This window comes from Paenibacillus sp. FSL W7-1332 (genome assembly GCF_037969785.1).
Taxonomy (GTDB): domain Bacteria; phylum Bacillota; class Bacilli; order Paenibacillales; family Paenibacillaceae; genus Paenibacillus_AQ.
Genome location: NZ_CP150209.1, coordinates 3,417,225 through 3,437,877 on the forward strand (window position 1 = coordinate 3,417,225; position 20,653 = coordinate 3,437,877).

At 48.0% G+C, this 20,653-nt stretch carries 18 protein-coding genes and 1 pseudogene; 11 read left to right on the forward strand and 8 right to left on the reverse strand.

Annotated features, from left to right (window positions below):
* Window positions 1-167: 167 nt before the first annotated feature.
* Both MKX98_RS15215 and MKX98_RS15220 read left to right on the forward strand, forming a co-directional pair.
* Window positions 168-1,250 carry a peptidyl-prolyl cis-trans isomerase gene (locus MKX98_RS15215; RefSeq protein WP_339223895.1) on the forward strand — a complete coding sequence of 361 codons (1,083 nt, stop codon included), beginning with the start codon at window positions 168-170 and terminating at the stop codon, window positions 1,248-1,250.
* 80 nt (window positions 1,251-1,330) lie between these two features.
* Window positions 1,331-4,513 (forward strand): discoidin domain-containing protein, encoded by a 3,183-nt coding sequence (locus MKX98_RS15220; protein WP_339223897.1) that lies wholly within the window; start codon window positions 1,331-1,333, stop codon window positions 4,511-4,513.
* A 110-nt stretch (window positions 4,514-4,623) separates the two neighbouring features.
* Here the strand turns inward: MKX98_RS15220 and MKX98_RS15225 are convergent, their stop codons facing one another.
* The 7 genes from MKX98_RS15225 to MKX98_RS15255 form a co-directional block, all read right to left on the reverse strand.
* Window positions 4,624-5,679 (reverse strand): hypothetical protein, encoded by a 1,056-nt coding sequence (locus MKX98_RS15225; protein ID WP_339223899.1) that lies wholly within the window; start codon window positions 5,677-5,679, stop codon window positions 4,624-4,626.
* Entirely contained in the window at window positions 5,669-6,244 is a 576-nt protein-coding gene (locus tag MKX98_RS15230; RefSeq protein WP_220685390.1) for a sigma-70 family RNA polymerase sigma factor, read from the reverse strand. Before MKX98_RS15230 ends, MKX98_RS15225 begins: the two co-directional genes overlap by 11 nt.
* Before the next feature lie 391 nt (window positions 6,245-6,635).
* Window positions 6,636-6,818: a DUF2524 domain-containing protein gene (locus tag MKX98_RS15235; protein ID WP_339224453.1), complete on the reverse strand. Its 183-nt coding sequence runs from the start codon at window positions 6,816-6,818 to the stop codon at window positions 6,636-6,638.
* 77 nt (window positions 6,819-6,895) lie between these two features.
* Window positions 6,896-7,699, reverse strand: coding sequence for a phosphonate ABC transporter, permease protein PhnE (gene phnE, locus MKX98_RS15240; RefSeq protein ID WP_339223901.1), 804 nt, complete (start codon window positions 7,697-7,699; stop codon window positions 6,896-6,898).
* Window positions 7,696-8,520 (reverse strand): phosphonate ABC transporter, permease protein PhnE, encoded by an 825-nt coding sequence (phnE, locus tag MKX98_RS15245; protein ID WP_194542515.1) that lies wholly within the window; start codon window positions 8,518-8,520, stop codon window positions 7,696-7,698. Before phnE (MKX98_RS15245) ends, phnE (MKX98_RS15240) begins: the two co-directional genes overlap by 4 nt.
* The gene (phnC, locus tag MKX98_RS15250) at window positions 8,517-9,290 is read right to left on the reverse strand and encodes a phosphonate ABC transporter ATP-binding protein (protein WP_339223903.1); all 774 of its coding nucleotides are present in this window, start codon (window positions 9,288-9,290) and stop codon (window positions 8,517-8,519) included. The genes phnE (MKX98_RS15245) and phnC overlap by 4 nt, the downstream gene beginning before the upstream one ends.
* Window positions 9,291-9,310: 20 nt before the next feature.
* A complete protein-coding gene (locus MKX98_RS15255) occupies window positions 9,311-10,318 on the reverse strand; it encodes a phosphate/phosphite/phosphonate ABC transporter substrate-binding protein (protein ID WP_339223905.1) in 1,008 nt (335 codons plus the stop codon).
* A gap of 160 nt (window positions 10,319-10,478) precedes the next feature.
* Here MKX98_RS15255 and MKX98_RS15260 point away from each other — a divergent pair, with 160 nt between their 5' ends.
* The 7 genes and pseudogenes from MKX98_RS15260 (at window position 10,479) to MKX98_RS15290 (ending at window position 17,029) form a co-directional block, all read left to right on the forward strand.
* Window positions 10,479-12,065: a bifunctional UDP-sugar hydrolase/5'-nucleotidase gene (locus MKX98_RS15260; RefSeq protein ID WP_339223907.1), complete on the forward strand. Its 1,587-nt coding sequence runs from the start codon at window positions 10,479-10,481 to the stop codon at window positions 12,063-12,065.
* Window positions 12,066-12,232: 167 nt separating this feature from the next.
* On the forward strand, window positions 12,233-13,060 hold the full coding sequence (locus tag MKX98_RS15265; protein ID WP_194544773.1) for a MerR family transcriptional regulator: 828 nt from the start codon (window positions 12,233-12,235) through the stop codon (window positions 13,058-13,060).
* Window positions 13,057-14,230: pseudogene (locus tag MKX98_RS15270) on the forward strand (MFS transporter). The gene MKX98_RS15265 and the pseudogene MKX98_RS15270 overlap by 4 nt, the downstream one beginning before the upstream one ends.
* Window positions 14,231-14,315: 85 nt before the next feature.
* Window positions 14,316-14,816, forward strand: a complete 501-nt coding sequence (locus tag MKX98_RS15275) for a DinB family protein (protein WP_339223909.1) — start codon at window positions 14,316-14,318, stop codon at window positions 14,814-14,816.
* Between the two features lie 166 nt (window positions 14,817-14,982).
* Complete coding sequence (gene yedE, locus MKX98_RS15280; RefSeq protein ID WP_339223911.1) at window positions 14,983-16,215, forward strand: selenium metabolism membrane protein YedE/FdhT; 1,233 nt, start codon at window positions 14,983-14,985, stop codon at window positions 16,213-16,215.
* Window positions 16,205-16,432 carry a sulfurtransferase-like selenium metabolism protein YedF gene (yedF, locus tag MKX98_RS15285; RefSeq protein ID WP_015735163.1) on the forward strand — a complete coding sequence of 76 codons (228 nt, stop codon included), beginning with the start codon at window positions 16,205-16,207 and terminating at the stop codon, window positions 16,430-16,432. Before yedE ends, yedF begins: the two co-directional genes overlap by 11 nt.
* Before the next feature lie 156 nt (window positions 16,433-16,588).
* Entirely contained in the window at window positions 16,589-17,029 is a 441-nt protein-coding gene (locus MKX98_RS15290; RefSeq protein WP_339223914.1) for a helix-turn-helix domain-containing protein, read from the forward strand.
* A gap of 177 nt (window positions 17,030-17,206) precedes the next feature.
* On the opposite strand, the gene MKX98_RS15295 is transcribed toward MKX98_RS15290, so the two are convergent.
* Window positions 17,207-18,328, reverse strand: a complete 1,122-nt coding sequence (locus tag MKX98_RS15295; protein WP_339223916.1) for a DUF4261 domain-containing protein — start codon at window positions 18,326-18,328, stop codon at window positions 17,207-17,209.
* A gap of 203 nt (window positions 18,329-18,531) precedes the next feature.
* Between MKX98_RS15295 and MKX98_RS15300 the strand changes: the two genes are divergently transcribed.
* Together MKX98_RS15300 and MKX98_RS15305 are read left to right on the forward strand one after the other, a co-directional pair.
* Window positions 18,532-19,014: a GNAT family N-acetyltransferase gene (locus MKX98_RS15300; protein WP_339223919.1), complete on the forward strand. Its 483-nt coding sequence runs from the start codon at window positions 18,532-18,534 to the stop codon at window positions 19,012-19,014.
* A gap of 140 nt (window positions 19,015-19,154) precedes the next feature.
* Window positions 19,155-20,528: a hypothetical protein gene (locus tag MKX98_RS15305; RefSeq protein WP_339223921.1), complete on the forward strand. Its 1,374-nt coding sequence runs from the start codon at window positions 19,155-19,157 to the stop codon at window positions 20,526-20,528.
* The last annotated feature ends 125 nt before the right edge of the window (window positions 20,529-20,653 follow it).

A 20,653-nucleotide genomic window follows, 5' to 3' on the forward strand; every position in this document is an offset into this window, starting at 1 on the left:
GTCTTTTTATATGCATGAGAACAAGTAAAGAAAGTGAAAGGAATGTAAAAAAGGAACAATTGATAGCGCTTTCTTATGGAAATTATAATGAATTATACATAAATTGGAGTCGCCTAGGTAGGGAGCGTGTTCATTAAATAAAGCTAATGATGAGGGTGCTGATGGGTATGATGGTACAGAAATTTTGCAGTCTGAAATGGCTGTACACAGCCGGAATCTTAATTTTGATCATCGTGACGGTCTTTTTAATCGCAAAGCCTGAATTTTCACAAACACATCCAGAGGACACTTATATCGCGACAGTTGACGGAGAAGTGATTCATGTGAGCGAATTTCAAAGAGCTATTCATGCCAATCGAGCTGAAATGATCAAGTATTTCCATGAAAAATATGATGCAGCGCAGTCGCCCGAATTTTGGTCCACGCCATACGGAAATGAAACTCCGCTTGAGTTGATCAAAAAGAAGGCGCTCGAAGACAGCATCCATCTTAAAATTCGACAGATCCTTGCCAAAGAGCAGGGCGTGCTTTCCGATATCAGTTACGACGGTTTTGTACAAAACCTCTTGCTTGAAAACGAGAGAAGGCAGCAAGCAATCAAGAACAATCAGGTTGTTTTCGGACCCGCTCAATATACGGAGGAAACCTATTTAGAATATGTGATGGGAAACACGGCCTTAGCGGTCAAAAACCATCTGATGGAGCAAAACTGGAAGCCGAATGAACAACAGCTGCTCACGTTTTACGAGGCGAATAAGAGACGGTTGTATCATGCGCCCGCAACCGTGAAGGTACGACAATTATCATTATCTTTTCTTGATGCCAATCGGAATGTCGATACCCTTCTCAAAACTCGGGAGAAAAGGAAATTGGAGACTGCTAGGCAGAAAATTTTATCCGGAATTTCATTTGAGCAAGCAGCAAAGGACATCCATCAAGATAGCCAGGTTACGGAGCAGTTATATAACTTGGATAGTCACAGGCACAACTCCAGAAGTCCGGTAGCTCTAGCTTCTGTCGACCTTCATCCAGGAGAGGTTAGCGAAATTATTGAAGAGAACGGCCGCTTCTATCTCATCCAATCCGTGGAGAAAGATCAGAGGGGAACCAAGTTTCTGGCATTTGACGGAATAAGAGAACAAGTGTTAAAGGACTACATCGATAACAAATATGAAGAGTACATACGTGAGCGAATAACCGATGCGCACGTTGTATTGAATGAGGAGTTGTACGGTAAATTTCAAATGTAACTGCCCATTTGGCATTACATAAATAAAAATGAAAGGAATGAAGATGATTGAGGCAATCGTTTATCAAAAAGTTGATCTGCATGGTTTCTATCTTTTCCTTGGTTTGCAATTGGGTTACCGCTTCACCGTCGGACGCTTTAGCTGCCGGAACCACTTATTATGTGGACAGTACAGGGGGCGATGACAGGAATAACGGCACAAGTCAAGACTCTGCGTGGAGATCGTTAGACAAAGTTAACGCGACTACCTTTGCCCCAGGCGACAAAATCTTGTTCAAAGCTGGGGAAATCTGGAATGGCAGGCTGTGGCCTAAAGGTTCCGGTTCAAGCGGAAATCCGATCATTATCGATATGTACGGTTCCGGAAGCAAACCATTAATCGCCGGGATTACGTCCGAACTGGAAGCCGTCTTTTTGAAAAACCAGGAGTATTGGGAAATCAACAACCTGGAGGTGACAAACAGCTCGCCGCTGCCTTTTGATCGAGATTGGGAGAATCCGCGGGGCCAAAGACGGGGTGTCTATATCTTGAATGAGGAAGCTGGTCTATTGAATCACATCTATATCCAAAACATGAACATCCATGATGTCGATGGATCATATACCACACGCTCCGGAGGCATTATTTTCGATTCGGTTGGTTCGACTACACCCAGCGCATTTAACGATATTCTCATTGACGGTAATATACTGACGGATGTGGATGCCTATGGCATTTACATTGGCTCTAATTGTATCTTGCGCTACGGAATGGGCGATTTATGGCCATGGGTACCTAAACCTTACGGGCCATGGACGCCGTCCACCCAAGTGAAAATATCCAATAATACCGTCATCAGAGCCGCAACCGGCGGGATCGCGTGGAATGTCACCGATGGAGCGGTGGTCGAGCGCAACACCGTCCAACAAGCTACCTATCTGGCAACCAATGCTTCCATTTGGTGGGCGTATGCGGACAATAACCTCGTTCAATTCAACGAATCGTTTGCCAGTGTGAACGGCGCGGAAGACGGGCATGGCTTCGACGTTGATGCAGGAAACATCAATTCGTTGGTTCAGTACAATTACAGTCATGATAACGCTGGCGGCTTCATGCTGTTCGTAAACGACACTTACAACACAATCAATACCATCGTCAGATACAACATCAGCCAAAACGACAGAAAAAGCATATTCCGATACAGCGGATCCATTGATAACGTCTACAACTACAATAATACGATATACGTAGGAAAATCATCAGGGAACCCGGTGATGAGCGATTACTTCACCAAGGCTTCGGGAGCCCCGCGCAACATTCATAATTATAATAATGTGTACTACAGCGTCGGCGATAAGGGATGGGACTTGACGGGTCAGACATTTGACTACAACGCATATTACGGAGGAAACACATTAGTGCAGGCTGATGCCCATAAGATAACGGACGATCCGAAATTGGTTGATCCCGGAAGCGGCGGCAATGGCATGGATACAGTGAACGGGTACCAATTGCAAGCGACTTCACCACTAATAGGCGCAGGCATACGCATAAACGATAACGGAGGAAGGGATTATTTTGGCAACCCGTTATATAATGGCGCTCCCGATATCGGTGCCCACGAATACGAGGGCAGTGTTCCACCAGCCGGGAACATGCCTGATCCGATCGTCATCGTTCCGAAACGGCCTGCCAGCACACCTGTCGACAATCTAGCTACGCAGGCAGCTGCAAGTACGACATTTCAAACGTCGTCTTCAGGACCGATTGAAAATATCATTGATAATGATTACGACACGGCATGGGAAACCGATACTTCGCCTTCCTTTCCGAACGATATCACGCTCGATTTTGGCGAGCAAACGCTTATGGCCAATCAATTGAAGCTTAATACAAGATACGGAAAGGATTTGGGTATTACGAACTTTGATCTTGAATACCGTAATGGTTCGGCATGGATTCCCTTACGCACCAATATCAATCTGACTTGGGATTTGAACACGGGCGCAAATGAGATCAAATCCGTGGAATTTCCACTTACTCGATTCTCTCAAATCAGATTGAAGGTCCATGACGGTGTTAACCCATCGGGGCGAATCGCACTGAACGAGCTTGAATTGTATAACAATCCTGAACTATCCAAAGATATGGTCACCACGACCTTTGCGACGGGGGCAGGCACCATTACTAACATCATCGACAACAATTTGAACTCTGCATGGGGAAGTACCGGAGATGTAACCTTTCCAGGTTATATTACTCTTGACTACGGCAATCATAGGGTACCGGTCAACAAGGTTACGTTAGTCACGTTTTTTGGGATCGGTCAGGGTATTACCAATTTTGATGTGGAGTATTTTGACGGTAGCCGTTGGGTGACGGCATTATCTGGCGCATCGGTGGAATGGAATCTGAACGACAGCACCAAAGAACGCCAGAGCGTTTCTTTCCCAACGGTAAACGCCTATAAACTTCGGTTAAAGGTGAATGACGGGAATCGGATATGGGGGAACATCGCGTTAAATGAACTCGTCGTTGAGCATATCGTTGATAACGTACCCGTTACTGGAATAATAGTGGATACACCGGAGCTTGTGTTTAATTCCTCTTCCGGCCGGAGTAGAGAGCTCCACGCAACGGTTATGCCGGATCATGCAACCAATAAAAATATTACATGGAGCACGAATCAAGGGCAGGTGGCAACGGTAGACGATCATGGCATCGTGACAGCCGTAGAGGAAGGAAGGGCTGTTATCACGGCAACGACGGAAGACGGCAATTTTCAGGCCTCCAGCCATATTACGGTGGACTGGACAGCTCCGGAGATCACGATATATCAAGTTGTAACATCAGAATATAACACGGGCGTGTTTCAACCCAAATTTGAAGTAGCGGACATTCTGTCAGGTGTCAACCATGCAAAAACCGAAGTCATCTTGGATGGAAACGTATTAACGGATTTAACTGATATTCCGTTATACAAACTTGAGCAGGGTACACATACGTTTACGATAAAAGCAATTGATTTAACAGGGAATTCATCTATACAATCAATAGACTTTCAGGTGAAAACAAGTTATGCCGCTCTTGAGGAGCTGGTTCAACGTTTCGCAGACGAGGGAACCATTGATAACAAAGGGATTGCTAACAGTCTGCTGAAAAAATTGCAAAAACAAAACCTAAGCAGTTTCATTTCTGAAGTCCATGCACAAAAAGGGAATCATATCTCCGCCGAGGTTGCGGAATATTTGTTACGCGATGCAGCGACGTTACAAGAGTTATAACCTAAACTTCCAATTGTTTATATCGCATTCTCACAGCTAGAACGGATTCATATAAAAAAGCCGGGTTTTCCTACATGAAGGAATCCGGCTTTCCTTGTTTGATCAGTGCGTTATTTCTTGGATGGCGTATCCGATTTGTATTCAATAACTTGTAATACTTTGGGTTCAATAGTTTTTAACATTTGTTCCATTGAAAGGTTGTTGCTTGGAATCTCCCCGTTAGCTTCACCTTGGATTTGTATATCAACCTGAGTTTTTGCAATGACATCCACAACTTGTTGTTTTGAGACATTTTTAGAGGCGGCGATCTCCACTACAGATCTACCTTTTGCTAATTCTTGTTTGAGTTCAATTGGGCTCATGTTTAGTAAAGAAAAGAGTTTGTCGTCATTCAAATAGGCATCTGCAAAATAATCTGGCTTGCCATTGATAGTGAAGAAACCTTCTACTTTATGGTTTGCAGATTTCGTTTCACCTCCAATTAGAGAAACACTGATTGAATTGCCCTGAACGAATACCTGATATAAGGGTGTTTCTGATCCCTTTTGGGTGTAATTCAACATCAACGTTTTCTGATCCGGATTCTCCATTTTCTCCAAAGCAAACTCATACTCTTCCATGTTGCCATACATTTTATTCAGAAGATCATCAACCTTCGACTTGATGTCCTGATCCGTTAGAGCCGTGAGCGGCTTATCCTTAGGCTCCCAATTCTCTTGAATCACGTGTTCAATCTTACCCGTCTTGCTGTTGGTATGAAGGGTGATTTTTTTGCCAATTCCCCCTTTTTCCTGGAGGATGATGCTGGTTTGGGTACCTTGAACCGTGCTTGCCTCGATAATCTCAAACGATTTAGTTTCGGGAAATGCGCTGTACAGCTTTTCGAGTGTTGCTCTCCCAACTACATCCGACTTGACTTGTTCAGCCGTCATCGGTGTTCTAGTCAGTATTTCAATCAGGGTAGGGGCAGCAAACGCTGCGGTTGGAATCAAAATGGCAGTAGCAACGATGCCAGCAATAAAACGTTTTTTCATGGTTTTTCCGCTCCTTTGTCGTAGCACATATTGTGAATAGGATTGCTCTATACGGTTGGAAATGGCCGGAGGACAATCCAACGTTTCTGCTTCTTTGCGCAGATGCTCTCGGATTTTACGTTCAATAGTCATTGATCTTTTCCATCCTTTCCGGGGGGAGATTCCATATGTTTTTTCGGAGCGCCTGGATGCCCGCATGATATCTGGACTTGACCGTACCCAGCGGAATATCGAGTATGGTCGCGATTTCCTCCAGCGTGTAGTCGTGAAAAAAGCGGAGGATAATGACCGCTCGCTGTTTATCCGTCAGTTTTTGGATTGCCTGCGATATGAGTTGGTTCGTGCCGTCCATCAACACCGAAGGTTGATCCCAATGCGATTCTTCCCGGGCAAAGTCACGGATGCGCTCGAAAATTCGAAATCTCCGCCAGCGCTTGACCCGAAATCTCTGCACTTGACGGATGACCAAGCCGTGCAGCCAGAAGTGGAAAGGTCGATTCGTGTCGTAATTGGCAAGAGACGTCCACATTTGCATATAAATCTCATTCATGACATCTTCCCGGTCCTGCGGATGATCCACCAGAAAGGAAACGGTCCGGTAGACGTCCTGATAGGTGGCATCATACATCGTACGAAACGCCTGTTGATCACCGTCTTTCATTTGTTTGAGTAATTGAAACATGTATTCACTTTGCATTCAGAGGGCCCTCCTGGGTAAGCGGCTTACACCCTATATTGTCTCTCTATCAAAAAAAGGTTCGGTTTCTGTATTAATTTTTTTCGAGAACGAGTAGGACAACCCTGCTACTTTAACAGTCCGACTGCGTATGTCTTTCATTCGACTGTTCAGCTAGGTGGCTATGTCACAAAAGCCTTGTTTAGTTAGGAATTCATATTTCATACATATTTAAAAGAATCAAGCAGATTGACGAATAATAGCGAAACTAAAAAAACTCGTATCCTTTCACGGATACGGGTTTTTTAATCATGGAGAGTTTTCGAGGTGTCAGATACCTTTCAAAATCAATTACGTCATGCAGGTAATGGCGAGATCATTGCAGATCTCGAAGAAGTGTGTAGATTAAACGTTAATGGTTAATATCGCATTTGTTCATAATGAAGGAGATTTGATTCTCCAATCGGTTGAGTTGTTCCTGTGTTTCTTGGCCTTCCGTACCCTGTTCCCGCAGAGTGGCAAGCTCTTGCTTGAGCCGATGGAGATCGTCGCCGGCATTCGCGCAGTTGTAGTCGCTTTCCAAAATGTCGAGCATCATGGTTCCTCCTTGGTTGTAAGATGTTGTTCATCACTAGTATGGAGGATACTTCCAAAGTTATTCATGGCCCTCCGTTAAACGAGCTTTTTTCGAATCGCGCCCGAAATCAAGTCGATCAAGGTAATCATGACAATAATTCCGAGCAAAATAATGCCGACGCGGTCCCAATTTCGTGAGCTCAGCGCGAAAATAAGCGGTGTCCCGATGCCGCCTGCGCCGATCACGCCCAGGATGGTGGCGGAGCGGAGATTGATTTCGAAGCGGTAGAGGATATACGACAGAAAACCGGGCAGTACCTGTGGCAATACGGCGAACCGGACGATTTGCAACCGTGTCGCGCCAGCAGCGATCAATGCTTCGGTCGGGCCCGTATCGATCTGTTCCACCTCTTCGGAGAACAGTTTGCCAAGCATGCCTACTGAATGCAAACCGAGTGCCAGCACACCTGCAAAAGAGCCGGGGCCCACTGCCTTGATGAACAACAGTGCCATTACGATTTCAGGAAAGACGCGGATCAGACTGAGCAGCACTTTGCCTGATCCGGAGGCGAATATGGACCCGGTCATGTTGGCCGCGGCCCAGAAAGCGAACGGGATACAGATGACCGCCGAGATGATCGTCCCCAGAATGGATATAGCCAACGTATCCAGCAAGCCTCGCAGCAAATCCTCTCCGTCTGGTAAATAGACAAAATCCCAATCGGGTGAAAGCAAACCTGAGAAAATAGCCTTTGTCACCTGACCAGCCGTCTCCTTTATGCCAGAGTACGGAATACCGGAGAAGGCCCAGACATAAACGAAGGCCAGTATAACGTAGATGAGCCAGCGGAGCCGGCTTTTTTTCGGTTGGGGAACGATGTCGTTCCATGATTGGCTCATAACAATTTCTCCCGCAATTTCGCACTAAGATAGTCGATCAAGAGGACAACAATCAGGGTGAAGATGATGATCATGCATGTCTTGTCGTACTCAAAAAAACCGAGTGTCACTTCATAATAATGACCGATCCCGCCAGCTCCCACCAGACCGAGCACGGCAGCGGCACGGACATTGATTTCAAACGTGTACAGCGTATAAGAAGCGAAATGCGCCCGAACCTGCGGGACAGCACCGTACACGATCAGCTGTGGCAGATTTGCTCCGGCAGCGGTCATCGCTTCCAGCGGTCCAGGATCTATCGCTTCCAGCGCTTCATAGGTGAGTTTAGCTATCAGACCCAGTGAAAAGACGGATAAGGCAAAAATCCCCGGTAACGGACCGAGTCCTGCTATGGCAACAAATAAGGCGGCGAGCAGAAGGTCGGGAATCGCGCGGAGCAAGTTTAGCAGAAAGCGAACCGGATAGGTGATCCACCGATTCTTGACCATGTTATCTGCACAGAGCAGCGCCACCGGAACGGCCAGGACGGCGCCCAGCGTGGTCCCGATCAGCGCCATGCGTATCGTTTCCAGCATGGCTTCCAAAATGTTGTCGAGATAGCTCCATTTCGGCGGGAACATTTCCCGCAGCAGGTCGAGCATATTTGGCAGACCTTCTACAAGCTCCATGAAGGAAGCGTCCGTCTGCTGCGCACTGCCCCAGACGAGAAGCAGCAGGAAAGCCGTAGTCATGTATTGCTTCAGTTTGCCAGGTGGTTTCGGGCGAAGGAGAGGAGATTGAGCTGATGGTTTAAACGGCCCCGTTTCCATTTCCATCTTCATACAGCCGTTTCCTCCAGTACCTCATTCTTGCCGAATGGCCGTCCGTATATTTCCGTAAACCGCTCATCCGTCGCTTCCGATACAGGTCCGTCAAAGACTACTTCCCCGGCGCGCAATCCGATAATCCGCGTAGCATACTGCCGGGCAAGATCGATCGAATGCAGATTCACGATCGTCGTAATTTCGGATTCCGCGTTAATTCGTTTTAAATCATCCATGACCTGCTTCGTAGTCAAAGGATCGAGGGAAGCAACCGGCTCGTCCGCTAGTATGATCTTGGCTTCCTGCGCAAGCACTCGGGCAATCGCGACTCGCTGCTGCTGTCCGCCAGACAGCTCGTCGGCCCGGGCATACGCTTTCTGGACGATGCCTACCCGATAGAGTGCCTGAAAAGCGAGATCTACATCGGCCATCGGAAATCGGCCGAGCAGGGTGCGCAGGGTGGAGTGGTACCCGACGCGTCCGGCGAGCACATTGCGGAGCACGGAGGAGCGCTTCACAAGGTTGAAGCTTTGAAAGATCATGCCGATATCTCTTCGGATGCGCCGCAGCTCTTTGCCCTTGGCCGCTGTGATCGATTTACCGTCGATCACGATGTTGCCTTCGGTAATGTCGTGAAGCCGGTTCATCGACCGCAGCAGGGTCGACTTACCGGCGCCGGACAGCCCGACGATCGCCACGAATTCGCCGCGGCCGATCGTCAGATTGATATGGTTCAGTCCTTTGGTTCCATTGGCGTATGTTTTCGAAACGTTGCGAATTTCAATCATGGCACCCAGTCCCTTATCGTTTACTCGGTCTTAACCTTGTTGCCATATTCACGGACAATCTCGAAACGACTGTCATCGGATTTGACATAACCTTCATGCGTGTAAATTTCCGAGATAATCTTGTGGCCTTCTTCGTCCTGGCCGATCTCGATAAACGCGGTTTGCAGCTTCTCAATCCATTCCGGGCTCATATCGGAGCGCACGGTGATCGTATCGTTCGGAATTTTCTCCGTATAAGTCAGTACGCGTGTATCTTCAAATACGGTGGGGTAATCGTTCTTGACAACATTGCGGGCATCCTGGAAAATGGCAGCTGCATCGACATCGCCGTTCAACACGGCAAGGACGGCTTGGTCATGGCCTTTTACCGTAATCGGCTCGACGTCCTTCATCGGGTCGATCCCGTTATCCATCAAAACCGCCGCAGGCCACACATAACCGGCAGAGGATGAAACGTTTTGGTAGGCAATTTTTTTGCCCTTCAGGTCGGCTACGGATTGGATGGCAGAATCCTTTTTCACGATCATCATCGCCTTGTAGAAATCCACAAGCTCATCCGTAGGCTCGCCGGTTTCATCCTTAACGCCATAACGTTGGGCCTGCAGTATAACCTCAGCAGCGCCTCTCTCTTTGGCAAGAACATACGCGGTTGGCGGCAGGAAGCCAACGTCCACCTTTTTGGATGCCATCGCTTCTACAATCGTGTTATAGTCAGTCGATACGCTGACCGCAACGGGGATACCGATTTTGTCGGACAGCAGCTTTTCGAGCGGCTTGGCTTTGGCTTCAAGCGTATCGGCATTCTGGGAAGGAACGAATTGGACCGTCAGTTTATCAGGGACATACCCGGTAGATTCTGTGGTCGCGCTGCTGTCTGTATTTGTGCCTTGCGAGTTCTCCTGCCCGGCGTTCGCCGCGGCTTTGCCGCCGGTGTCGGTATTTCCGCCGCCGCATCCGCTGATGACAGCGACGCACAATAACAGGGGCATGGTGATTTTCATCCATTTTTTCAAAACAATGACCTCCATTTATAAGTTAATGACATGTCTTACCTGCTCCACTATACGGAGGGAGTGTTAATGGTCTGTCAATGAAATGATAACTCTTTGTAAAGTTTTGGAATTTTAATATAAAACTGCATTTCAGTTGATAGAATGGCTTGAATATGTTGTGAACAGGAGAGATGGTATGAATCCGACGAATAAAATGACGATTACCGTGCTGGCCACCAGCGACTTACACGGACATCTGTACCCTACGGATTACCGGACACGGGACGAAAGGGATATGGGACTCGGCAAGCTGGCGTCCCTAATCCGTGAAGAGCGGCTCATCCATCCGGATCTGCTGCTGATCGATAACGGAGATTTGATTCAAGGCTCTCCGCTGGCTTCCTATGCAGTTAAAAGCAGAACGGATATCCATCCGTTGATTGGTGCGCTGAATGAGCTGGGCTACGATGCAGCTGTTCCGGGTAACCATGAATTTAATTATGGTATGGAGACGCTTGAAAAAGCGGTGCAGGATTCGAGGTTTCCTTGGTTGTCAGCCGGAATCCGGTTGCAGGATAGCAAGGAGCCCGCCTTTGGTAAGCCTTATCTAATCAAGCACATCGGCGGCATCCGGGTGGCGGTTCTGGGTGTGACGACACACTACATTCCGAGCTGGGAGAATCCGTCCCACATTCAGGGTCTCGAATTCCAAGACGCATTGGAAACCGTGAAGGAATGGGTGCCGCGCATCCGTCTGGAGGAGCACCCCGATGTGATGATCGTGGCGTACCACGGCGGATTTGAGTGCGATATGGAAACCGGGGAGCCGGCGGAAAGCATCACCGGGGAGAACCAGGCTTATGCCATGTGTGCCGAGGTGAAGGGCATCGATGTGCTCATCACCGGGCATCAGCATCGGCTGCTGGCCGCGCAGGTCCACGGAGTGACAGTTGTCCAACCCGGCTTCAATGGACAGGCCATCGGCAAGATCCGTGTGGATCTGGTGAAGGCACAGGAACGCTGGATGGTTGTGGAGAAACGGGCCGAGTTGCTGCGACCGGACACTGGGACAACGACTGACACAGTGGTATTAGCTTCCAGCCAGCAGTTGGAAGAACGGACCCAGGCATGGCTCGACGAGCCGATCGGACGAGTCGAGGGTGACATGGGCATGAACGATCCTGCAGCCTGCCGGCTGGCGGAGCATCCTTTTATCGAGTTTATCCATCGCGTGCAGATGGAATATGCGGGTGTCAACGTTTCATGTACGTCATTACTCAGTGAAGATTCCAAGGGGTTCGGAGAGATTATCACAAGACGGGATATCCTTACGAATTTCATATACCCGAATACGTTGGTCGTACTTCGTCTGACCGGACTCGACATCCGGGACGCGCTGGAACAGACAGCCTGTTATTTTACGGTCGGCCCAGGCGGGACTCCTGCCGTGAATCCGGCATATATGAAGCCGAAACCGCAGCACTATAATTACGACATGTGGGAAGGCATTGAATATACATTAAACATTGCATGCGCGCCGGGATCAAGGGTCAGCAAATTGAAATATAACGGCGCAGACTTGCCGGGCGGGATGGAGCTGGATGTGGTCTTGAACAGCTACCGGGCCAGAGGAGGAGGGGATTACAGCATGTTCCAAGGGAAGAGAGTGATGCGGGAGATACTGATCGACACCGCGGAGTTAGTGGAACAGTATATCTCGGAGCGCGGAAGCATCCCAGCTGCTTGTAATCACAATTGGAATATTGTCATTGAGAGGCAATAGCTTGCTGGTGATTGTTAACTTAAGGAGAGGCTTTAAATCGATCAACATGTGTCACGGAACAGTCCTTACCATCGCGGCTTGCGTACAAATTTATTAGCCCTCTTGACTTTATACCTAACTAGAGAGTTTATACTCTAACCAATAAATCAAGATAGAGGGTGAAAGCATTGTTTAAAATCAGCGAGTTTTCCAGGCTGAGCCGAATTCCGTTACAAACTCTGCGCTATTATGATCAGCTCGGAATCCTGAAGCCAGCCATGACCGATGAATCGACGGGATATCGGTATTATTTCGCCGAACAACTACTGGAGATCAACCGTATCGTCATATATAAGGAATTGGGATTTACATTACAGCAGATCGCGTTGCTCCTTCATGAAGATATATCAACAGAACAGATTCGGGGCATGCTGAGGCTCAAGGAGAGTGAAATCGAGCGGCAGCTTGATATGGAGCGCTCTAGGCTTGTCCGGGTAAAAGAAAGAATGCAGCTCCTGGAACGTGAAGGAAAAGTAAATAATAAACAAGAGGTTGTCTTGAAACGCGTTGAAGCCATGCACATGATCACGTATGCTTCCCATGGCACCGTTGAGGATATCCCAAGCCTTTTCGAAATGTTCGATGGGCTGCATGATGGCCGAGCCAAGTCTCTATTATACGGTCCGCAGACGTTGTTGTGGAACGTATCCGGCAGCAAGGAGCATGTGTTTGAGTTCGAAGCCGGTTATGCCGTGAAATCGGACACCTTCAAGCTGCCGGAGCATCTCCAGTATCGATCCCTGCCTTCTGAGACCATGGCCACACTGTTATTCCGCTCGGATTCGGCGTACTCCGAATCGGCCTGCCTGGATCTTGCCGAATGGATTGAGCAGCATGGTTATCTCGTTCGAAGCGACCAGCCCGGAAGAGAAACCTATGTGCCTTTATCAGGTGAGCCGGGGGTTTGTCTCATCGAAATTCAATTGCCAATTGAATACGAAGAGGAACGAGCATGAGTAATAAATGGATCGTTTATTTGCTTGCCCTGGCCGTGTTTCTCATTGGAACGATCGAGTACATCATAAGCGGAATTCTTCCAATCGTAGCGGAGGATCTAGGCATTGCGACGTCCACCGCTGGATCATTCGTAACGACATTCGCCCTTTCTGCAGCGATAGGCGCACCCGTAGTGGTCGCCGCAACCATCCGGGTGGACCGAAAAAAAAATGCTTCTCGTCATGCTCGGCATATTTATTTTCAGCAGCTGTTTCGTCTATGTTAGTGACTCACTTGAAATGATGCTGATGACTCGAATGATCCAGGGACTCAGTGGTGGAACAGCCACGGTCATTGCTATGGCCGTAGCCACGCGCATGGTTGAAGAACGGAATCGGGGCCGTGCGATCGGCACCATATTGATGGGACTTAGCAGCTCCCTGGTGCTCGGCGTGCCGATCGGCACGTTCTTGAGCGAAACCATGGGATGGAGAACCTTATTCGTCATTGCTGGCTTGCTGATGGTGATTCCGTTCTTGGCGGTCGTTTCCAAAGTTCCGTCCATTACGGAGCAAAAAGCCATTACACTTAGAATGCAGCTGTCGATATTAAAAGATAAAAAAATGGTGCTGGCTGTAGTCATTACGCTGTTCTATATCGGAGGATACTCATCGCTATTTACGTATATATCCCCCTATCTTCAGCAGAATAGTGAGTTATCCGCAACGGCGCTTTCCGGTATTCTATTGATCTCGGGGATATGCAGCTTTGTTGGCTCCAAATTCGGAGGGGGGATAGCGGATACGAAGGGATCCAGATTCACGATCTACGCCGGTCTGTCCATCCAAGCGGGAACGTTGCTGCTATTGTCTTGGTTCAACGGCTCGATCTACGCTGTTGTTCCATTCATCATGTTATGGATGGCCGCCACATGGGCGACATCTCCAGCACAGCAGTTGTACTTAGTTACCCTGGTCCCGCAATCGCCGGATATTGCCTTAAGCGTCAACACTTCGTTTATCCAATTTGGCTTCGCCCTCGGCTCAGGAATCGGCGGATTGGTGATCAGCAGCTCCTCCATTGACAATCTGGGTTGGTCCGGATTTGTCATGGTTTTGGTGGCGCTCTTGCTTGCAGTTCGGTTGTTCGCTAATGATAAAAATAACTATGACAACCCTTGTCACTATTAGCAGATATGATGAACTTAAGGATGATCATCTTACATCCTATCCATCAAATATTGAACTTAGTTTCTTAGAAAGGGATGAATCAATCATGTATACAACCGTTTCTGATTTTATTACAGAATGGAAGAGGGAAGCTGAATTAACACAAAAGGTGTTAGACAGTTTGACGGATGAATCTTTACAACAGCAGGTATATCCTGAAGGCAGGACGCTGGGGAGAATTGCTTGGCATTTCGTAACGAACACCCCTGAATATTTGACTGAATTCGGGCTTGTTCTCCATCAGGTGCAAGATTCAGATGATGTACCGGCCGCGAAACAAATCGCCGAAACTTTTAGAAAAATAAGTTCAGAGGTAGCGACGGTTCTTGAAGCACAATGGACGGATGAAAGTTTAAAACAAATCCAAAATGCCTTTGGACGTCAGGAATCAAATGCTACCATCTTTATGGGATTGATTAAGCACATTGCTCATCATAGAGGGCAGGTCACCGTTCTTATGCGTCAGTCGGGATTGAATATCCCTGCGGTATATGGTCCTTCAAAGGAAGGTTGGATACAAATGGGAGTCGCAAACCCGCCGCTTTGAACATGAATGAACTCGGATATTAAGAACAAACACGCAATAAAGTCGCGAACAAACGCGGCTTTTTTGTTTTAACGATGTAATGGCATGAACATTTTCATCCCTGCGTTGCAGTTTTTATAGTAAAATGGAATGTGCGGGTTTTACCATAGATGAGTGTCGTGACTTTATGGAAGAGGAGTTATTGAGGCAAGTGAAAAAGTTATATTCAACATGGTTCGGAAGTTATTGGAGCCCTTATCTGGTTATGGCTCTGGCCGGTATTCTCAGCGCGGTTTACTTCGGAATCACCCATACGGTGTGGGCGGTAACCGGTGAGTTTACCCGTTTCGGGGGACATATTCTGGAATTCATCGGGGTAGATGTGTCGGATTGGGCGTATTTCGACCTCGTACATATGAACGGAACGACTTGGACGCGGACCGACGGCTGGATCGTATGGGGCATGTTTATCGGAGCCCTCATTACGATTCTGCTGAGCAGCAATTTCAAGATCCGAATGCCGAGACAGAAACGGCGGTACGTTCAGGGATTTGCCGGAGGAATCATCGCGGGCTTCGGAGCCCGGCTGGCTCTGGGCTGCAATCTCGCAGCCTTTTTTACCGGCGTCCCACAATTCTCCCTTCATTCCTGGATCTTTATCGTTGCTACCGGCGCGGGCACATTCTTAGGTGCTCGGCTGGTTAACACAAGATGGTGGAAAGGGAAGCCTGTCTTGAAAATGGGCGGTACCGTGTCTTTCCTTAAAACGGGTAAGAACCGGCAACCCCTATTGGGGGGTATGCTAGGTCTTGCGTACATCGCGCTGATCGTATACTTCTACGCAACAGGTCGCACGATGCTTGGGACAGCCGCCCTTTTCGGAGCGGCATTCGGTATTCTGATCGAACGGGGGCAGATCTGCTTTACTTCCGCTTTCCGCGATCTGTGGATCAGCGGCCGGGCTACGATGACAAAAGCGATTGCCGTCGGTATGGCAGTCAGCTCTGCCGCTACACTTATCGTTATTCTTGTATACGGTCTGGACCCGATTACAAAAATTGCCGCCCCAAGCACCTTTATCGGCGGATTGCTCTTCGGCTTGGGTATTGTTATGGCCGGCGGTTGCGAAACCGGCATGATGTACCGGCTGATGGAGGGACAAGTTGTCTTTTTACCCGTGTTTATCGGCAATATAATAGGTGCAACTGCTTTGGCATATGCATGGGATCATATGGGGATATTTAACCTTCTCGTGAAGAGCGGCTCGCCTATCAACCTGATCACCGTCATGGGTCCGGCGGGTGCATTGATCATTACGCTGCTTGTACTCGGGGGTGGATTCGCTGTCGCCGCATACTGGCAAAAAAACTACCGCTTCGGCGTTGGATTCAAGAAAGGGGATGCAACCCATGTCCGTTGATTTCACACTGGATCTCCGGGGGGAATCTTGTCCTTACCCGGTCATCTACACACTCGAAACACTCCGTGATATGAAAAAAGGGCAGACGCTTCAGGTCATTTCGGACTGTCCGTCCGCTTTTCGGAACGTGCCGGAGGAAGTCGTTAAACACGGCTATACCATGGCACAGGAACCGGTCAAAAACGGCCAGGAATTCAGCCTGTTTATCCAGGCGTAATACGATGATCATAATCGCGAATAAAGCCTCCCTCTGACAGGGGGCTTTTTTATGTGAGACTGTTCTGCGGCAACTGAAAGCAACATGAAATGTTATCCTTAATTACTGGTTTACTCGGAAAATGACTTTATAATGAGAACAAAGGATGTGATCGATATGATTAATATGAATTTGAAGAAATTGCGAAAGATGCACCGATTCACCCAAGAAGAAGTTGCCGAAAAGATCGGCGTTTCAAGACAAGCCGTGGCGAAGTGGGAAAGTGGAGAGACTGTACCGGATATTCAACATTGTACAGCTCTTGCGGATCTGTATGGCGTGGTATTGGATGATCTGGTCCATTATTCCGATAAGCATTCAGAAATCGGCCTGCGTCCGAAGGGAAAACATATTTTCGGCATGGTACGGGTCGGGGAACGTGGTCAGATCGTAATTCCCAAAAAAGCCAGGGATATATTCGATATACGCCCCGGGGATAGTCTGGTGGTTCTGGGAGACGAGGCGCAGAAGGGAATTGCCATTATGAAAAGCGAAGGCTTGCTGCAGTTTGCAGAGGATATATTAAATGCACAGACATTCAAGGAGGAAGATGAGTAATTGCCATCCAAACGATGAACGTTGCACGGGTCTGGGTGTCATGTCAAGGCGTCAGCTTTGGCCGGTTATATAAAAACTCAAGGGAACATCGCCATTTCAAGCTGTAGAGTTTGAAAGGCTCTCCAAGTTATTTTGAATGACTTGGAGCGCCTTTTTAATGTGGAAGATTACGTTGAATCAGAACTTGATTTTTAGTGTGTCACCATCAAGATAAACTCCGTCGGAACGCATAATCGGCAGCTTCTGTTCCGCCGAAAAGCCGATGGTTTCCCCGTCCCTTAGTGTGACGTTCTGTTCAACGATATATAAAGAAATATCCATCAGGAATTCACGAAGCTCGGCAGGTGTTACCTGGCTGTCCAGCACTTCGATCTCGTCTTTACCAAAGGCTCTGAGTCCATAGGTATAACCATTGACTCCGGATTCCGTGCGTACGAGCCCGAAGTATACGAGATTTAACAGCGGAAACAGATCGTCGGATTTCATGGTTTCAGCCATTTCCACAAAGAGCTCGGGCTGAAATACCGTGCCGGATGAATAGAGACCGACGGCATTAGGCAGTTTCAAACAGCTTGCCGCCAGCTTGGTGTACATCCTGCCGCTATCAAGCGGGGAGGCAGCACGCGAAAACACAGCCAGAATAAGCTGACTGACATGGGTTTTGGTTACCTCTACTGCCTCTGGCCACAGGTAGTTTCCTTGCGCGTAATGCTCAGCCTCGCCATCCGGTACCGGAGCATCAACGAAGCTGACCGCGACCATGCAGCCGTCTGCTTCAAAGACCAGAATACCTTCCTTTTCCTCTTCGGAGCTGCCATTCTCCGGGGAAGAGGAAATATTCCAATCGTGCTGAAGATTTGCTTTGATCTGCTCCAGGTCGCATTCCGATGAGTTCAACAGAACGAAGCCGTTAAATATACCGGAAGATTCGTTGGAGTCCGTCGGGTTATTCTCTGGAGCTTCCCCTGCCTCATAGAGTGCCGCCTGTTTCATCCAATACTCACGAATCATGTTAACCATGGCTACAGCTTCCTGTTCCGCCGTGGCAGAATGATAGGGCTGCATCTCACTGAATACATGTCCGCAATGCTCGGTGTCTGACGGATTTTCATAACCGCCACAGACACCGACCAGCCATTTGCCAAACAGGGTCTTTTTATATTTGAAAATATAATAATGCATGCCGTGAAGATCAAATTCCCCCGCTAATTCGATTTTGCTGGGATTATGACCGAGCTCTTGTTCATTTGCCAGCCATTCGATCATGGAATCCATTGCTGCTTGTTGTTGAACTGTCATTGTGTTCCTCTCCTTGTATATGTACGATAATATAACTGTTATATTCTACCAACCATCATGGGGTTGAGCAATACTAGAAAAAGGCAAATCATTACCAATGAGAGAATGATCCTCGACTGCCTTATTCTCAAATATGGGCAGGATCTATACACACCATGTTGAATATATTTTTACATCCATACAGAGATCAAGGAGGTGGGCAGGTGGAACTTTTAAAGGTTTCATATGAACAGAAAACAGGATTACGTAACCTCATGGAACTCTATCAATACGATATGAGCCAATACGAAGTTGAGAGTGAGAATGACGTTAATGAATTTGGCTTGTACGATTATAAGTATTTAGACCATTACTGGACGGAAGAGGGGCGGTATCCTTACTTTGTAATACAATCAGGGAAGCTGGCCGGGTTTGTATTGGTGAGAGAAATAAAAACAGCAAGAGATTTCACTCGAAACTACTCCATGGCGGAATTTTTCATCTTAAAAAAATACCGAAAGCAGGCAATTGGTAAGGAAGCAGCCTTTAAAGTATTCGAAATGTTTAAGGGCAAGTGGAGTATTGCCTGGTTGGAAAAAAATCGGTCAGCCCAAGCATTTTGGACAAAAATCATCTCAGAGTACACGATCGGCGAATATTCCGAAACAACGTTTTCAGGTAACCCTGCAATTGAATTTTATGCCTAACAGCTCGTTTGAAAATACGACGCATCCGCATGATGAGCCATTCAAATAAAAATGAAGAAGCTCGATATAAATCCGATCGGGACGGTCGCCTAACCGTCCTCCACTGAATATATCTGAAGTATCAGATGATTCAAGAGAGGATGTTGGCCTTGCAAGCTGTTTCTCATGATCTAGATCAAGGGTGGATCGCCTATACATCGAATCGTGCCGGATCGTTCGACATTTGGCTGTACCGACCGCAGGATAGACTTCATGTTCAACTTACCCGGGGACTTGGCGCGGAATTCTCCGTTCCCTATTGGTCGCCGGACAGTAGGAGGATTGCATTTATCGGAATGGGAAATGTGGTCCACTTGCTGGATACCGCCACGCTTACCGCAGCCAGAATTGACCAAATCGAACCTTACACGCTGTTGGACTGGTCTCCTGACAACCGGTCGCTGGTGTATGTTAAAAACGGCCTGATCGTCGTCTATGATATGTTCACCCATCGGAGCTATACCATCTCAGAGCCTGGAGCTAGCGATGTTCAATGGTTCCCTTCGGGTACAGAGCTTCTATTTGCGGCTCCGGATGCCAGCGGCATTACGCAGCTCTTCCGCATGCGGAGCGATGGCGAAAATCGGAGACAAATCACACGGAATATGAATGGACCGCTCCATAACGTTCGGATATCCCCGGACGGTGCCTTCGCACTCTATACATTCCCCGGTGCAAGTATCTCCATGATATCAACGGTTGATTTGGCAACCGGAACCGTCTATACGCTGGAAGGCGGACCGCTCGCCAAAAACTATTTTCCGTCATGGTCACCGAATTCCCGGAACATCGCCTACAGTGCAACCGCTTATGAAGAGCCAAATTATTATTCTCTTATCCAGATTGACAGCCGGACCGGTCAGAATCAACGAACGCTTGCGGTTTCCGACTGTTTTGCCACCCCTGTCGGGTGGTCGCCGGACGGTGCGAAAATCGCGTATTTGTCGGGATGCGGAGGTGTTGAAAGCGCTAGTCAGCTCTGGATCGTGGATATCAGGGAGCAGATGCCGGTGAACGTTGTCAGCGGCGGGCGTATTACCGCCGTGCAGTGGTCTCCCCGCGCCAGAAGGCTTCCGGAAAACATTTTCACCAGCCTCGTTTATCGGGTATCCTTTCCATATCCCGCAAACTGGCGTCAGGTAAGTGAAGAAAGATACGAAGGGGCCGACGGTTTTTTTCAGGTATCCGCGATTTCCTCGAGTGACCCTATTACCGAAGTATGCCACGCCGAAGCTTTTCATCCATTAATGCCTTACGGCTCATCACCAACGATTATCCATGTGAAGGTGCAACATCAAGACGCGTGTTTCATCTTCCCGTCAGCCGACCAGCCAGCCGAGATGAATAAGCAGTCCGCTCTGATCGTAAGATACCCCCGCCCTGTCCAGATCGGGGAAACATTCTACAATTATTTTATCTTGTTTGCGGACGTCAACCATATCCGTCAAATGGGTGCGCGGTTGTCTTTTTTATAATGCTGCGCATTTCTCCCTGGATGAACTTTATTTAATTCCTACTTGACAGGTGGAATTAATTGGTTTAATCTAGCCACAGGTATCACCCTTCAGTCATCATTAAATGATCATTCATTATCTTAGCA

Excerpts from the sequence above, each read along its gene's own strand:
- MKX98_RS15215 (WP_339223895.1), top strand. The coding sequence starts at position 168 with ATGATGGTACAGAAATTTTGCAGTCTGAAATGGCTGTACACAGCCGGA.
- MKX98_RS15220 (WP_339223897.1), top strand. The coding sequence starts at position 1,331 with ATGGTTTCTATCTTTTCCTTGGTTTGCAATTGGGTTACCGCTTCACCG.
- MKX98_RS15225 (WP_339223899.1), bottom strand. The coding sequence starts at position 5,679 with ATGACTATTGAACGTAAAATCCGAGAGCATCTGCGCAAAGAAGCAGAA.
- MKX98_RS15230 (WP_220685390.1), bottom strand. The coding sequence starts at position 6,244 with ATGCAAAGTGAATACATGTTTCAATTACTCAAACAAATGAAAGACGGT.
- MKX98_RS15235 (WP_339224453.1), bottom strand. The coding sequence starts at position 6,818 with ATGCTCGACATTTTGGAAAGCGACTACAACTGCGCGAATGCCGGCGAC.
- phnE (WP_339223901.1), bottom strand. The coding sequence starts at position 7,699 with ATGAGCCAATCATGGAACGACATCGTTCCCCAACCGAAAAAAAGCCGG.
- phnE (WP_194542515.1), bottom strand. The coding sequence starts at position 8,520 with ATGAAGATGGAAATGGAAACGGGGCCGTTTAAACCATCAGCTCAATCT.
- phnC (WP_339223903.1), bottom strand. The coding sequence starts at position 9,290 with ATGATTGAAATTCGCAACGTTTCGAAAACATACGCCAATGGAACCAAA.
- MKX98_RS15255 (WP_339223905.1), bottom strand. The coding sequence starts at position 10,318 with ATGGAGGTCATTGTTTTGAAAAAATGGATGAAAATCACCATGCCCCTG.
- MKX98_RS15260 (WP_339223907.1), top strand. The coding sequence starts at position 10,479 with ATGAATCCGACGAATAAAATGACGATTACCGTGCTGGCCACCAGCGAC.
- MKX98_RS15275 (WP_339223909.1), top strand. The coding sequence starts at position 14,316 with ATGTATACAACCGTTTCTGATTTTATTACAGAATGGAAGAGGGAAGCT.
- yedE (WP_339223911.1), top strand. The coding sequence starts at position 14,983 with ATGGAAGAGGAGTTATTGAGGCAAGTGAAAAAGTTATATTCAACATGG.
- yedF (WP_015735163.1), top strand. The coding sequence starts at position 16,205 with ATGTCCGTTGATTTCACACTGGATCTCCGGGGGGAATCTTGTCCTTAC.
- MKX98_RS15290 (WP_339223914.1), top strand. The coding sequence starts at position 16,589 with ATGATTAATATGAATTTGAAGAAATTGCGAAAGATGCACCGATTCACC.
- MKX98_RS15295 (WP_339223916.1), bottom strand. The coding sequence starts at position 18,328 with ATGACAGTTCAACAACAAGCAGCAATGGATTCCATGATCGAATGGCTG.
- MKX98_RS15305 (WP_339223921.1), top strand. The coding sequence starts at position 19,155 with ATGTTGGCCTTGCAAGCTGTTTCTCATGATCTAGATCAAGGGTGGATC.